This window comes from Pseudoalteromonas aliena, from assembly GCF_038155085.1.
GTDB lineage: Bacteria > Pseudomonadota > Gammaproteobacteria > Enterobacterales > Alteromonadaceae > Pseudoalteromonas > Pseudoalteromonas aliena_A.
Genome location: NZ_JBAKAU010000006.1, coordinates 64381 through 80484, shown reverse-complemented (window position 1 = coordinate 80484; position 16104 = coordinate 64381). Strand labels below are relative to the sequence as shown.

The 16104-nt window shown below is 38.6% G+C and carries 11 protein-coding genes; 4 read left to right on the top strand and 7 right to left on the bottom strand.

Annotated features, from left to right (window positions below; genetic code table 11):
* The first annotated feature begins 51 nt into the window (after window positions 1-51).
* Complete coding sequence (locus V6260_RS08000) at window positions 52-1569, top strand: S10 family peptidase (RefSeq protein WP_341593575.1); 1518 nt, start codon at window positions 52-54, stop codon at window positions 1567-1569.
* A gap of 43 nt (window positions 1570-1612) precedes the next feature.
* Here V6260_RS08000 and V6260_RS07995 read toward each other — a convergent pair whose 3' ends face one another.
* Together V6260_RS07995 and acs are read right to left on the bottom strand one after the other, a co-directional pair.
* Window positions 1613-2266 carry a response regulator transcription factor gene (locus V6260_RS07995; RefSeq protein WP_341593574.1) on the bottom strand — a complete coding sequence of 218 codons (654 nt, stop codon included), beginning with the start codon at window positions 2264-2266 and terminating at the stop codon, window positions 1613-1615.
* A 103-nt stretch (window positions 2267-2369) separates the two neighbouring features.
* Complete coding sequence (gene acs / locus V6260_RS07990; RefSeq protein ID WP_341593573.1) at window positions 2370-4310, bottom strand: acetate--CoA ligase; 1941 nt, start codon at window positions 4308-4310, stop codon at window positions 2370-2372.
* A gap of 443 nt (window positions 4311-4753) precedes the next feature.
* On the opposite strand from acs, the gene V6260_RS07985 reads away from it, so the two are divergent.
* Both V6260_RS07985 and V6260_RS07980 read left to right on the top strand, forming a co-directional pair.
* Window positions 4754-5920, top strand: coding sequence for a DcaP family trimeric outer membrane transporter (locus tag V6260_RS07985; RefSeq protein ID WP_341593572.1), 1167 nt, complete (start codon window positions 4754-4756; stop codon window positions 5918-5920).
* A gap of 515 nt (window positions 5921-6435) precedes the next feature.
* Window positions 6436-8544 carry a TonB-dependent siderophore receptor gene (locus V6260_RS07980; RefSeq protein ID WP_211001474.1) on the top strand — a complete coding sequence of 703 codons (2109 nt, stop codon included), beginning with the start codon at window positions 6436-6438 and terminating at the stop codon, window positions 8542-8544.
* A gap of 603 nt (window positions 8545-9147) precedes the next feature.
* Here V6260_RS07980 and recA read toward each other — a convergent pair.
* The gene (recA, locus tag V6260_RS07975) at window positions 9148-10191 is read right to left on the bottom strand and encodes a recombinase RecA (protein WP_058547221.1); all 1044 of its coding nucleotides are present in this window, start codon (window positions 10189-10191) and stop codon (window positions 9148-9150) included.
* A gap of 65 nt (window positions 10192-10256) precedes the next feature.
* Entirely contained in the window at window positions 10257-10748 is a 492-nt protein-coding gene (locus V6260_RS07970; RefSeq protein WP_341593571.1) for a nicotinamide-nucleotide amidohydrolase family protein, read from the bottom strand.
* Between the two features lie 21 nt (window positions 10749-10769).
* Between V6260_RS07970 and mutS the strand changes: the two genes are divergently transcribed.
* Window positions 10770-13355, top strand: a complete 2586-nt coding sequence (mutS, locus tag V6260_RS07965) for a DNA mismatch repair protein MutS (RefSeq protein WP_341593570.1) — start codon at window positions 10770-10772, stop codon at window positions 13353-13355.
* A 289-nt stretch (window positions 13356-13644) separates the two neighbouring features.
* Here mutS and rpoS read toward each other — a convergent pair whose 3' ends face one another.
* From rpoS to V6260_RS07950, 3 genes are read right to left on the bottom strand one after another with little or no spacing between them, the layout of a single operon-like run.
* Window positions 13645-14619, bottom strand: a complete 975-nt coding sequence (gene rpoS / locus V6260_RS07960) for an RNA polymerase sigma factor RpoS (protein WP_341593569.1) — start codon at window positions 14617-14619, stop codon at window positions 13645-13647.
* 35 nt (window positions 14620-14654) lie between these two features.
* Entirely contained in the window at window positions 14655-15479 is an 825-nt protein-coding gene (locus tag V6260_RS07955; RefSeq protein WP_341593673.1) for a peptidoglycan DD-metalloendopeptidase family protein, read from the bottom strand.
* Between the two features lie 41 nt (window positions 15480-15520).
* On the bottom strand, window positions 15521-16099 hold the full coding sequence (locus V6260_RS07950; protein ID WP_341593568.1) for a YqaA family protein: 579 nt from the start codon (window positions 16097-16099) through the stop codon (window positions 15521-15523).
* Window positions 16100-16104 lie beyond the last annotated feature (5 nt).

The window sequence follows — 16104 nt, the reverse complement described above, 5'->3', positions numbered from 1 at the left end:
TTTGCCTTATTAGTGTTTTTAATAAGATCTCAACAATAATAAGGATACCCGATGAAACTAAGCCATATGATCAGTTTACCCGCAACTGTTATTGCAATACTTATAACTACAAGCGCTCTTGCCGATAACCAGCGTCGGATAGATGTAGACAGTAAAGTTGTTACTAAGCACAAAGCTAATATTAACGGTCAACGTTTTAACTATACTGTTGCAACAGGGACGCAACCTGTATGGAATGACAAGGGTAATGCAGTTGCGACACTGCAATATACCTATTACACCCGTGATAAAGTCGACGACAGAACAACACGCCCATTACTGATTTCTTTCAATGGCGGACCTGGTTCAGCCTCTGTATGGATGCACCTTGCTTATACTGGTCCACGCGTTTTAAAAATTGATGATGAAGGGTATCCTATTCAACCTTATGGAGTGAAAGATAACCCATACTCAGTACTTGATATTGCCGATATTGTCTATGTAAACCCTGTAAATACTGGTTATTCTCGCGTACTTGAAAATGACAAGGGCGAACTTCCCTCTCAAGCAAAACAAAAAGAAATGTTTTTTGGTGTAAACGCCGATATTAAATATCTTGCAGAATGGCTAAATACCTTTGTAAGTAGAACAGAGCGTTGGCGCTCGCCTAAATTTTTAATTGGTGAAAGCTATGGTACAACACGCGTATCAGGACTCGCTCATGAGCTTCAAAACAGTCAATGGATGTATATAAACGGTGTTGTACTAGTATCGCCCACAGATATTGGTATTAAACGCGATGGTCCTATCAAAGCTGCCAACCGCCTTCCTTATTTTGCAGCAACTGCTTGGTATCACAAAGCACTTAGTGCAGATTTACAGGCAAAAGACTTAAATGAGTTATTACCTGAAGTAGAACAGTTTACTGTAAATAAACTAATTCCCGCACTTACAAAAGGCGGCTTTATTGACACAGATGAAAAACGTCGAATAATTACAAAAATGGCTCACTACGCAGGTTTATCAGAAAAATTTGTTGAACAAAATAATTTAGATATACCAACTCAATTTTTCTGGAAAGAACTATTAAGAGAACGAGGTCAAACAATAGGTCGCTTAGACTCTCGCTATTTAGGCATAGATAAACGTGATGCTGGCGAATCGCCTGATTACTGGGCTGAATTAACCTCTTGGCTACACTCGTTCACCCCGGCAATTAATCACTATCTGCGCGAGGAGCTAAATTATAAAACAGATATAAAATATAACTTATTTGGTAATGTTCACCCATGGGAAAGATCAGGTAATAACACAGGAGAAAATCTACGCTTAGCAATGGCGCAAAACCCTTACTTAAACGTAATGATTCAATCCGGATATTTTGATGGTGCAACTAATTACTTTGATGCTAAATATACGTTATGGCAATTAGACCCAAGCGGTAAGATGAAAGATAGGTTAAGCTTTAAAGGCTATCGTAGTGGACATATGATGTATTTACGCCATTCAGATTTAGAAAGATCAAACAATGACTTACGTAAATTTATAATACATGCATTGCCTAAAAAAGAGCAACCTGCAAAATACTAAATTTTCTAATATGACACAATAAAACGTCAATAATGTTAGCATTTTATTGTGTCTGTTCTATAGGCTCTAGCTTTAATTTAGCTGCTATTAAAACAGCTTGAGTACGATTGTACACACCCAGTTTTCTAAATATGGCTGTAATGTGTGCCTTTATAGTCGCCTCTGATATGTGCAACTCGTAAGCAATTTGTTTATTAAGTAAACCTTCGTGCAGATATTGCAGCACTCGGTATTGTTGAGGCGTTAATGATGCAACTTGCGCTGCTATTTCTCTATCCTCGCCTTCTATTTCAGCTACTTTATTTTTTAGCTCTTTTGGTAACCATGTATCGCCTTCAAGTATCTGGTTAATTGCACTGGCAATATCATCAGACGATGATGATTTAGGGATAAAGCCCATAGCACCATAACCCATTACTTTAGAAACGATATTCACGTCTTCACTACCAGAAACAACGGCAATAGGTAAGCTTGGGTATTCTTCTCTAATACGAATAAGACCATATAAATCACCATTTCCTGGCATGTGAAGGTCTAGCAGTAATATATCAAGATCCTCTTGCTCGCTTAACACTTGCAATGTGCTGTCAAAATCTGATGATTCAAAAACCTCTAAACCTTCGAATTTTGCGCTCAGTGCGCCCTTTAGTGCTTCACGAAATAACGGATGATCGTCCGCTATTAAAAACTGACTCATGGTTCACTCCTAATAAATTCGGCTACCAGTTAGGTATAAATCCTTACTGGTAGCCGATATACTACGTTTAGAATCAACTTGTAATCAAGTTTTTAACGCGCATTTAACGATTTAATCTGTTCTCGATTAGTTCATCGACAACTGAAGGATCGGCAAGCGTTGACGTATCACCGAGTTGTTGGTGCTCATTTGCCGCGATTTTACGTAAAATACGACGCATAATCTTGCCTGAACGTGTTTTTGGCAAACCCGGTGACCATTGAATCATGTCAGGTGATGCTATTGGGCTAAGTTCTTTACGAACCCAATTACGTACCTCTTTAGTTAGCTCATCACTCACAGTTACGCCTTCGTTAGGCGTAATATATACATAAATACCTTGGCCTTTTATGTCATGTGGGTAACCTACTACAGCAGCTTCTGCCACCGCTTCATGCGCAACTAATGCACTTTCTATTTCAGCGGTACCTAAACGGTGCCCAGACACATTAAGTACATCATCTACACGACCTGTGATCCAGTAGTAATCATCTTCATCGCGGCGACAACCATCACCTGTAAAATAAACACCTGGATATGCGCTAAAGTAAGTTTGCTCAAAGCGTTCATGGTCGCCATAAACAGTACGTGCTTGTGAAGGCCAGCTATCTAATATAACTAAGTTCCCATCAACAGCGCCTTCTAGTGTATTACCTTCTGCATCAAATAATGCTGGTGCAATACCAAAAAATGGATGTGTCGCAGAGCCTGGTTTAGTGTCGGTCGCACCTGGTAATGGCGTGATCATAATGCCACCGGTTTCTGTTTGCCACCACGTATCTACAATCGGACAATTTGACTTACCAATTTGTTCGTAATACCACGTCCATGCTTCTGGGTTTATTGGCTCACCTACAGAACCTAAAATACGTAAGCTATCGCGATGCGAAGACTCAGTTGGCTCATCGCCTTTGGCCATTAAGGCACGAATGGCGGTTGGAGCGGTATATAAAATAGTAACGTTGTGTTTATCAACCACTTCCCCCATGCGACCAGCAGTTGGATAAGTAGGTACACCTTCAAATAATACTTGAGTACACCCATTTACTAATGGGCCATATGCAATATAGCTGTGTCCTGTGATCCAACCTACATCGGCACTACACCAATAAACATCATCATCTTGTAAATCAAATACGTATTCATGAGTCATTGATGAATAAACTAAATAGCCACCAGTGGTATGTACCACGCCTTTAGGCTGTCCAGTAGAACCTGATGTATACAATATAAACAAAGGGTCTTCAGCATTCATAGGCTCTGGTTCGCACAGCGCTGGTAAGTCAGCAACTAGCTCGTGCCACCATACATCGTGCTCATTCCAATCAACTTCACCGCCTGTTAATTGGTGCACAATAACGTGTTCAATTGTGGTTACAGTTTCTTGCGCTACCGCTTCATCTACATTTGCTTTTAATGGAACACAATTTCCTGCTCTGCGTCCTTCATCAGAAGTAATAACAACCTTAGCGCCAGAATCTCTAATACGATCAGCAATAGCCGATGGTGAAAAACCGCCAAATACAACAGAATGAATAGCACCAATACGTGCACAAGCTTGCATTGCATACACCGCTTGTGGGGTCATTGGCATATAAATAGCTACGCGGTCACCTTTTTGTACGCCCAGCTTTTTTAAACCATTGGCAAATTTAGCCACTTCATCATGAAGTTTTTGATAAGTAATGCTCTCACTTTGAGAAGGGTCGTCACCTTCCCAAATAAGTGCAACCTTGTCTGCTTTCGTTTTTAAATGGCGGTCAATACAGTTGTAAGACGCATTTAAATAGCCATCTTCATACCATCTAATGCTGATATGGCCTTTATCAAAAGAGGTGTTTTTAACTTTAGTATAAGGAGTAGACCAATCAAGGCGTTTGCCATGTTCACCCCAAAAACCTTCAGGGTCATCAATAGATTGCTTATAAAGCGTATTATATTTATTTTTATCAATGAGAGTCGCATCTTTAATATGCGCAGGAACTGGATAGATACTTTGTGACATCTTAGTCTCCATTTAATTTACTTGCCTTAGGCTCTTTTCAAGGATTACTCAGCAGTGCTTCATTAAGTATTAGACCTTAGTTGTATTCCACTTCAATTTACCAATTTGTAGTTTATAATCCATTTGCTTTTAATTGTTTTATATAATCAATACAAGATGTTAAATTTAAGCAAAAACAAACTAATGCATCCTAGAACCTTAGTCTTATAGACCAATAGGTAATTGAGTAAATATTACACATACTTAAAAGTACTCTCGTACTTTAATAAAGATATTTAGCGTATACCTTACTAAAAAGCTTTATTTAACGAATGAAAGAAACGTATTTATTGATAGCCAATTTAACAACTCTTTTTATTCGTGGTTAATACTGGTAGCAAGTAATACAATCTTACATGAAGAAAAAAGTAACAAACAACAAGTAGCCTATAAAGGACACCACAATGAAATTTACCCCATTAAAAACATTAGCAGCAAGCGCTGTGCTTTGTGCACTATCGACTACTGCTTACTCTGCAACTGCTGCAAAAATTGGTGATACGGAATTTACCTACGGTGGATACATTAAACTCGACTCTATGTGGAGTGATTATTCAGCGGGTGCACCTGCAGGCTCAAACGTAGGTCGTGACTTTTACGTACCCAGTACGCTAACAGTTGGCGATGATAATAACTCAGATGCTGTGTTTGATATGCATGCTCGCGAGTCACGTTTTAACTTTGGCACAGCTACAGTTATGGATAACGGTAAAACCGTAAAAACTAAAATTGAAATTGATTTTTTAGCCTCAGCTACAGGCGGTAATGAGCGAGTTTCAAACTCTTATGCGCCACGTATTCGCCATGCCTTTGTAACATATGACGGCTGGTTATTTGGTCAGACATGGTCTAACTTTCAAAATGTCGGAGCACTTGCTGAAACGCTTGATTTTGTAGGCCCAGCTGAAGGCACTGTGTTTGTTCGTCAATCGCAAATTAAATATACAACTGGTGCGTGGTCGTTCTCATTAGAAAACCCTGAAAGTACAATTTCTACTACTAGCGGTATGGTAGTAACCGATGATGCTTCATTACCTGACTTTACAGCTCGTTACACACACAAAGCCGATTGGGGTAACATTGTGGTGGCTGCGCTTGCTCGCCAACTTACTTATAAAGTAGGCAGTGTTGATGCAGATGAAACATCTTTTGGTATTAGTGCATCAGGTAAAATAAACCTTGGTGAAGACAACCTAAAATTTATGCTTACTCAAGGTAAAGGCTTAGGCCGTTACGTAGGCTTGAACGTTGCACATGGCGCAGTACTTAATGGTGATGAACTAGATGCAATTGATTCAACATCTGGCTTTGTAGCTTATCAGCATAAGTGGACAAGTAAATGGCGCTCAACATTCCTATACTCGTTCTTCTCTGCTGATAATAACACTGATTTGCTCTCTATCTCTGGAGATCCGACTGAATCAAGCCAAAGCTACAGCGCTAACATTCTATACTCACCGGTTAAACGTTTAACTTTTGGTGCAGAATTTAAGCACGCAGAACGAGAAACTGAAAGCGGTGTTGATGGTGATTTAGAACGTTTACAATTTTCTGTTAAATACTCTTTTTAATAAATAAAAACAGCATAATCAATTAAGCGGCCTAGGCCGCTTTTTTTAACTAAATTAAAAAAGTATTCACCTAATCACATGGCTATTTTGTACTTAAATCTAATATATTGTTATAAATCCCTACGACGATATGGAGCTTTGCCTTTACTTACCTGAGTTTGAGACTTTATTGAGGCGCCTTTTTATAAAACTTTAACTTAGAGCATAAAAATATATCCACATTAATTTAATGTGAGCTAGTTTAATAGTTGGGAGATTCAACCAAGATAAATTGTAAAAAACTGCCACCTTCCCGCAATCCTCAAAGAAGCCCTATTAATTACAAGCATATTTCTGATTAGCAATATCGTTTCGTCAGTCGGAAATATATTAAAAAATAAATGTCTAATTTTAAACAATAGAAACACACTTACAAATGATAATAGTTTTTATTTGAATTTGTGATTTTCAAATAGTAGAATATGGCAAATATTTAAATAAACTCAAATAATAAGTTCTATTAATTAAGGGAAAACATGAAACTCAATCGCACTTTTGCACTTTCTTCATTAGTTTTGGCTATGGGTTTTTCTGCTCACGCACAAGAAACAGCAGCTACTAGTACAGTTGAAAATAATAATGAAAAAATGGAAGAAATATTAATAGTTGGTGTACGTCAAGACCGAGTTAGCCAAGGTGCTACAGGTTTAACCATGGAGCTTAATGAAACACCACAATCTATTAGTGTAATAGATGCAAAACAACTTAAAAACTTTGCAGCAAACAGCATTAATGACGCTATGAAAATGGCCACAGGCATCACTGTAGAGCAAGGTGAAACTAACCGTACACGATATACCTCACGAGGCTTTGATATTAAGAGTACTCAAGTTGACGGTGTTGGACTGCCTAATAACTGGGGCCTTGTTACAGGTGCTATGGAAAGCTACGGTTATGAAAAAATAGAAGTTATTCGTGGTGCTAATGGGCAATTAACAGGTGTAGGTAATGCTGCGGGCACTATTAACTATGTTCGAAAGCGCCCAACAAATGAGAATGAAGGTGAAGTGGGTATATCTGTAGGTTCATATGGCTTCAAACGCTTGCAAGCAGATTATTCATTTTTATTAACAGACTCAGGCAGTTGGGCTGCTCGATTTGTTGCTGCTGCAGAGGATTCTGATTCATACCTAGACGGCTTAGAAAACGATCGCACTTACTTCTCTGCTGTAATTGATGGACAACTTACTGGTAATTCAACACTTTCATTCGGTGCCTCATATCAAGATGCAAATACAGATGGGACAATGTGGGGAGGTTTGCCACTATCTTATGCTGATGGTACGCAAGCAGAGTGGGACGTAAGCGCAAGCCCAACTCAAGAGTGGACTAAATGGGACACTCTTAATACCACTGCTTTTATTGAATATACTTATGTATTTGATAATAACTGGGAAATTAAAACAACTTATAATTATCAAGACTCTGAAGATCAAAGCAAATTACTTTATCTTTATGACGCTTATGGAATGTTTGATAGTGAAACTAATTTAGGTTTAGTAAGTCTTCCTGGACGATACGATACAGAGTTCTCAGCTGATTTATTTGATATAACGGCTAAGGGTGAATACAGCTTGTTTGGTCAAGAGCATGAATTAATGCTTGGTGGAAGTATTTCACAAAGCACATCCTACTCTTTTACTAACTCTTACGATGCTGCAACGACAGAAGCTTATGGTTTAGCTCCTGCTTTTCCATATGCTTTAGATGCGATCGCTGAACCTATTTGGGGCGAGCAAACTAAATATGCTGATATTGATGTTACTTTGAAGCGTTTTTTTGGTTCAACTAAATTAAACCTAACAAGTGACCTATTTGTTATTGCAGGCTTTAACGCTATTGATTATGAGCGCTCAGGATTTAGCCAAGGCGTTGATATAGATAATAATGAGAGTGAAGTAAGCCCTTACCTAGCAACAACCTATGCAATTAATGATGATGTTAACTTGTACGTAAGCTACTCCGATATTTATCAACCACAAGAACAATACGACTACGACGGTAACTTTTTAGATCCAAGTAAAGGCGTTAATTACGAAGTAGGTGTTAAAACTCAATGGTTTGATGATCACCTGCTTGCAACCTTTGCAGTGTTTAGCGCAAAGCAAGATAACATTGCAACTTATGCTGGGCTAAATGCATCTGGGTTTACTTACTATAAAGGAGCCGACCAAGATACGCAGGGTTTTGAATTAGAATTAACAGGACAAATAACTGATGATCTAAACGCTGTATTTGCTTATACATACTTAGATATTAATGATGATGCTGGCGATAGCTCTCATGAGTGGGAGCCTGAAAATGTTGTTAATTTTTCATTAGATTACACGCTACCTCAACTACCTCAGTTTCAATTCGGCTTAGCCGGTAAATGGCAATCAAAAACAGCAAATATAGCCAGTAATGTTAAACAGGATTCTTATTTACTAATGAACGCATTTGCTAGATGGGAAGCTAACGAAGACCTATCAATTCAAGCTAACATTGATAATATTACAGATGAAAAATATATTACTAGCTTAGCTAATGTGGGATTTTATGGCTCACCTATTAGCGGAAAAGTTAGCTTAACTTACCGCTTTTAAAATACTATTTTACTTAGAGCTCATTCTTTAACTATTAGAAAATGCTTTTACTGAGTAAAATTTATAGCGCATGATTGCTCTGCACTGAATTGAGCAATTACTAGTGTATGCTCATGCGCTATCTAACCATAGGTTTTTTATAAGCTTAATTTAAAAACGACACATTATATGTGTCGTTTTTATTTTTAGGCGGCAGTTTTACAGCTAATTAAATTCAAATCTATATTATTAGCTATTGAGTGCTAAAGCATCATCACTTCCTTGCTATTTAATTGCTCTATATTGCAAGCAGTTAAATAGTCTGCATTAAGCTGGCAGCTTAAAATAATTAATATTAATTTACTTATATAAGGTCTTACTAGCATTAAAAAAATTGCGCTAAATCTAGGCAATATTTTTTATTTGGTTGTGCTAAATAAAACTTTCAACCACGTTATGGTGTAACTTAATTCATTAGGCTTCACAAAGACTTATGCAGGTTGGTAATAAGTATTACTGCTAATTTATATTACAGGTTCCCACAAACAAAAAAACGCTAACCATTGCTGGTTAGCGTTTTTTATAAAGCTCGGGTCAAATCAAGCTTTGAGAACGTTTTAAACCTTAAAGGTCTGCGTCATCGCCTAACTTATCTTCACCGTCTTCTGGTTCAATAGTCGCTTTTAGCAATAACATGTCGCGTAGTTTGCCTTCAATCTCATCTGCAATTTCTACGTTTTCTTTCAAAAACTTAATTGAGTTTGATTTACCTTGGCCTACTTTATTACCATTGTAACTGTACCAAGCACCTGCTTTTTCAACAATTTTGTGCTTAACACCTAAATCAATTAGCTCGCCTTGCTTAGAAATACCTTCACCATACATGATGATAAATTCGGCTTGCTTAAACGGAGGTGCTACTTTGTTTTTAACAATTTTAACGCGCGTTTCGTTACCAACAACTTCATCGCCTTCTTTTACAGAACCAATTCGACGAATATCAATACGAACTGATGCGTAAAACTTAAGAGCGTTACCGCCAGTTGTTGTTTCAGGGTTACCAAACATTACACCAATTTTCATACGAATTTGGTTAATGAAAATACATAACGTATTAGAACGTTTAATATTACCCGTAAGCTTACGTAATGCTTGCGACATTAAACGTGCTTGTAAGCCCATGTGCGAGTCGCCCATGTCGCCTTCAATTTCAGCTTTTGGTGTAAGTGCAGCAACAGAATCGACAATAACAACATCTACCGCACTTGAACGTACTAACATGTCACAAATTTCTAGTGCTTGCTCACCCGTATCTGGCTGAGACACTAAAAGCTCATCAATGTTAACACCTAGTTTTTGTGCGTATACTGGATCTAGAGCATGCTCAGCATCAACAAAGGCACATGTTTTACCTTCTTTTTGAGCTTGTGCGATAACTTGTAAAGTAAGTGTTGTTTTACCTGAAGATTCAGGACCATACACTTCAACAATACGACCCATAGGTAAACCGCCTATGCCTAAAGCAATGTCGATCCCTAATGAACCAGTAGATACTGCATCAATGTTTAGGGCTTTATTGTCGCCCAGCTTCATGATTGATCCTTTACCAAATTGACGCTCTATTTGTGATAGTGCAGCGTCCAACGCTTTTTGTTTGTTATCGTTCATTTTGTTCTCCAAATCCAGCTAATGCGAACAAGTATACTGTATGAAACCACAGTATCAAGCGAAATTTATAAATTTATCTTCTCTATCGTTTTTTTCAACGCAAATTCAATAGCTTGCACTCTAACTTGCGATCTATCACCACTAAATACTTGCTTAAAAGTGAATTGCTTACCAGCAATTTGTATGCAAAACCACACAAAGCCAACAGGCTTACCGGGAGTAGCGCCGCCCGGCCCTGCAACACCTGAAATAGCAATAGCAACATCGGCATTAGCCGCGTTTATGGCACCAAATGCCATTTCCTTAACTGTTTGCTCGCTTACCGCTCCAAATTGCTCCAATGTGCTCGTCGCTACATTAATTAATTCGTGCTTTGCCTCATTGCTGTATGTAACAAACGCACGCCCTAAATACCGCGAGCTACCAGGGGTATCTGTAAGAGCATAACTCACTCCGCCACCAGTGCATGATTCAGCAGTAGTGATCCATAAGCATTTATCCGTTAAAATAGCGCCTAATTGCGCAGCAAGTGTTTTAATCTCTTGATGTAATTCCATATTCAGCCTTTGGGTAAATACATGTCGTTTGATCTTTATGCACCACACACTATAAAACAACAAACCCCTATGATGCAGCAGTATCTAAAAATAAAATCAGAGCATCGCGATATTTTATTGTTTTATCGTATGGGAGATTTTTACGAACTCTTTTTTGATGACGCTAAACGCGCAGCTCAACTTCTTGATATATCGCAAACGCACCGCGGTAAAGCGGGCGGCGATCCAATACCTATGGCCGGTGTACCTTATCATGCCGTAGAAAACTACTTAGCCCGTTTAGTACAAATGGGCGAATCGGTTGCTATTTGTGAACAAGTTGGCGATCCCGCAACCAGTAAAGGCCCTGTGGAACGTAAAGTAGTTCGCATTGTAACACCGGGCACTATTTCAGATGAAGCACTACTACAAGAGCGACAAGACAACCTACTGACCAGTGTTTGGCAAAATAAAAAAGGCCAATACGGCATTGCTTACCTTGATATAAACTCAGGGCGTTTTAACATTGTAGAAGTAAATACTGACGAAGCTTTTAGCTCAACGTTACAACGGTTATCCCCAGCAGAATTACTCTATAGCGAAAGCTTTGTAAATACACATTTAATTGAACATATTAAAGGCGCTCGTCGTCGCCCTGAGTGGGAATTTGATTTAGATACAGCGCAGCACTTATTGTGCGATCAATTTGGTACCAAGGATTTAGTTGGATTTGGTGTAGAAAAAGCTCACTCTGCACTCGTAGCCGCCGGCTGTTTAATGCAATACGTAAAAGATACACAACGTATTGCTTTACCTCATATTCGTGCTATTACGCTTGAGCACAACGAGCATGCGGTTATTTTAGATGCCGCAACCCGTAAAAATTTAGAACTAACGGTTAATCTATCAGGCGGATTTGAAAACACCCTAGCACAAGTACTTGATAAAACGGCAACAGCGATGGGCTCACGTTTATTAAAACGCCGAATTCACACACCTATACGTAATAAAGATGAGCTTAATTCTCGTTTAAATGCTATTAGTGCAATTTTAGACGTACAACTTTGCGGCGAATTACACGAGTCACTTAAAGATATCGGCGATATAGAACGTGTAATAGCGCGTTTAGCGTTATGCACTGCACGCCCAAGAGATTTAACACGCCTGCGCAGTGCACTACAAGCACTTGCCCCGCTGCATAATTTATTAAGTGATGCGAGTGACCCGCGCATAACAAGTATTATCCAACACTCGCCAGAACTACCAAATCTACAAGCATTGCTAGAGCGTGCTGTTATTGATAATCCGCCAGTACTTATTCGTGATGGGGGCGTAATTGCGCCGGGTTATAATAGCGAGTTAGATGAGTGGCGTAACCTTAGTAAAGGTGCAACAGATGTACTTGAGCAACTTGAACAACGCGAGCGTGAACGCACAGGCATTAGTACATTAAAAATTGGCTATAACCGAGTACACGGCTTTTTTATAGAAGTGAGTCGCGCTAATTCACATTTAGTACCTGCTGATTATATTCGTCGCCAGACGCTTAAAAATAATGAACGCTATATTATTCCTGAGCTTAAAGAGCATGAAGATAAAGTACTTGGCAGCCAATCAAAAGCGCTCGCGCTTGAAAAACAACTATACGAAGAGTTATTTGAATTTATAGCCCCGCACATTGAACAGCTGCAAATAATGGCCGCTGCACTTGCTGACTTAGATGTATTAAATAATTTAGCCGAGCGTGCCTTTGCACTTAATTATGCTAAACCACAATTATGCGACAACGACAACATTAGCATTAAACAAGGTCGTCACCCAGTTGTTGAACAGGTAATGAAAGAACCCTTCATTGCAAATCCCGTAGAACTTAATAGCCAGCGCAAAATGTTGATTATTACAGGTCCAAATATGGGTGGTAAATCAACCTATATGCGTCAAACAGCGCTTATTGTATTAATGGCGCACATTGGCTGTTATGTCCCTGCTGATAGCGCAAAAATTGGTAATATAGACCGTATATTTACGCGTATTGGTGCAAGTGATGATTTAGCCTCTGGCCGCTCAACCTTCATGGTAGAAATGACCGAAACCGCCACTATTTTAAATAATGCCACAGCGCAATCTTTGGTGTTAATGGATGAAATTGGTCGCGGTACAAGTACCTACGATGGGCTTTCGCTTGCGTATGCAACAGCGAATCATTTAGCATCAAAAATATCAGCTAAAACCTTATTTGCTACGCATTACTTTGAGTTAACAGAACTTGCTGAGCAAACAGCAGGTTTAGTGAACGTGCATCTTGATGCAATCGAGCACAACGATACTATCGCCTTTATGCACACCGTACTTGATGGCGCTGCAAGTAAAAGCTTTGGCTTGCAGGTAGCAGCCCTTGCGGGTGTGCCAAAAGTTGTTATTGCACAAGCAAAGCAAAAACTTAAGTTGCTTGAAAATCATCAAAGCGTTACTGCACCAAATACAGAGCAACAAGCCTTTACTTTTAATAACGAAATTGTACAAAGTGCCCCTTCTGAAGTAGAAGAGCAGTTAAGCGCTATTGACCCTGATAATTTATCGCCACGCCAAGCGCACAATTTGTTATATAAACTAAAAGCATTGTTGTAATTTATATCATCTAATTTACAAGCATAAAAAAGCCGAAGAATAAATTCTTCGGCTTTTTAACACACATAGTCTCTTAAATTATTTAACTAACCTGAACTCTGGATAATAAATCTATCTCAAGCAGCTATTTTCAGCGATCACTGCGTTGAATTTACTTGCAATAGGCCAGCTATTGACGCGTAAATTCGCCTTGTTTTCACTGAAAATCTCTGGCTAGAGAAAATAAATTTAAATATCACTATAATTCAATACTTTGGTAAATCTCTTAACCAAAGATCAGGTTAACTAATTACGAAAACTGATTAAACAAGCTATCTGTACTTAAACCTTCTTGTTGCAAAATGTCTTTTAAACGACGTAATGCTTCTACCTGAATTTGTCTTACACGCTCACGTGTTAAGCCTATTTCACGACCTACATCTTCAAGTGTAGATGGCTCATAGCCAAGCAGTCCGAATCGACGTGCTAGCACTTCACGTTGTTTAGGGTTTAATTCTCCTAACCAATCTACAATATGTTTATTAATATCATTATTTTGTACTTCACCTTCGGGCCCAAAACTTTTTTCATCAGGGATTATATCAAGTAAAACACTATCGTTTTCACTGCCAATAGGCATATCTACTGATGCAATCTTCTCGTTTAAACGTAGCATTTTTGTTACGTCTTCAACTGGTTTATCCAAACAAGCAGCAATTTCTTCGGCTGTTGGCTCATGATCAAGTTTTTGAATTAGTTCACGTGCAGTGCGCAAATAAACGTTAAGCTCTTTGACAACATGAATAGGTAGGCGAATGGTACGTGTCTGGTTCATAATGGCACGTTCAATTGTTTGGCGTATCCACCATGTAGCATAGGTTGAAAATCTAAAGCCACGTTCTGGATCAAATTTTTCAACTGCGCGAATTAAACCCAAGTTACCTTCTTCAATTAAATCGAGTAAGGCAAGGCCGCGATTGTTATAACGGCGTGCTATTTTGACAACTAAGCGTAGATTACTTTCAATCATACGCTTACGTGAAGCTTCACAACCTCGAAGGGATTTTCTAGCAAAAAAGACCTCTTCCTCTGCACTAAGCAAAGGGGAGAAACCAATTTCACCTAAATAAAGTTGGGTAGCATCAAGGTTTTTTGTAACCTCTTCTTTAGCAAAAATTTCTTCTTCATCTACTTTTTCTAGTAACGGTGTAGTCTCTTCAACGGCGGTGTCGTTATACTTTTCGTCAGTCGTGATATTTTTGTCAAGTTTTGCTGCGCTAGACATAAGCCTTCTCCCGAGCAATTATCAATACCTAAAAATTAGGGAAGGTATTTAGCAGGATTGACAGCTTTCCCACGGTAGCGAATTTCAAAACGAAGCGCGGTCACCGAAGATTCTGAATTACCAATTTCTGCTATTTTTTGTCCTGCCTTAATTTTCTGCTTTTCTTTAACAAGTAATTTCGAGTTATGTGCATAAGCACTTAGGTAATCATCATTATGTTTCAATATGATTAAATTACCATAACCTCGAAGGGCGTTACCCGCGTACACCACCGTTCCTTGTGCCGCGGCTAAGACTGGTGCCCCTTTATGATTAGTAATCTGTAAACCTTTATAACCGTTTTCCTTATTAGAAAAGCGTTTAGTAACTTTCCCCTTTGCAGGCCAAAGCCACTGTACTTTACTGCTCGACAAACGTTTAGTATTACTAACTTTGTTACTAGCTTGTTTCTGAACATACTCTCGTTGTTTTGGAGGATCAAGCTCTTTCTTTAATTTTTTGTTACTTTTTTGTTTTTTTTCTGTAGACTTCTTACTAGGGTTAGTATATTTTTTATGCTTTTTTATTTTTACTGGTTGAGCTGTTAGAGAAATAGTTTGTCCAGGAAATATGATGTAAGGTGCTGGAATAGAATTGTTTTTTGCTAGTACTCTAAAGTCTTGTCCAGCGCTAAAAGCGATGGAGTAAAGTGTATCTCCTTTTTGTACTTTGTAGTAACCTCCATTTATGTTAACAGTTCCCCTCAAGTCATTAACATTATTATTTAAACTACTTACAGGTGCGGGAACGTGGCGAGAAGAGCAACCAGAAAGTAAAATATTTGTGAATACAACAATGTATAATAAAAATTGTTTATTCATCATATTTTACTCCTTAATTTAAAAACAGATACTTTTAATGCTTAACGTAATGAAAAGTACGCAACTACAATCAATATAACTAAAGACCAACCAAGCGCTTCAATATATTGACGTAATTTTTTCTCCATTTTAACCCCGCCCCATTTCATCAAGGCTGAAACTAGAAAAAAGCGAGCACCACGTCCAACGGCAGATGCGAGTAAAAATGGAATAAAAGCCATTTGCATTACACCAGCACCAATCGTGAACACTTTATAAGGTATCGGTGAAAAACCAGCTAAAAATACAACCCAAACACCATACTCTTTAAACCAAGTTAATGCTGTATCAAATTTTTCTTGCCAATGCATTTGTGTAATTAATGGCTCTACAACAGGTTCAAATAGCCAAAAGCCGAGCAAGTAGCCAATTATACCGCCAACAACTGATGCTATTGTGGCAAAACTTGCAAAGCGCCATGCTTTTTGTGGCTGTGCAAGTGACATAGGTGCAAGCATAACATCGGGTGGAACAGGAAAAAAAACTGACTCTGCAAAGCTCATTACAGCTAAATAACGCTCTGCATGGCGATGTTTAGCCCACACAAGGGCCATATCGTATAACTTGGTAAACAACTTCAAAATGA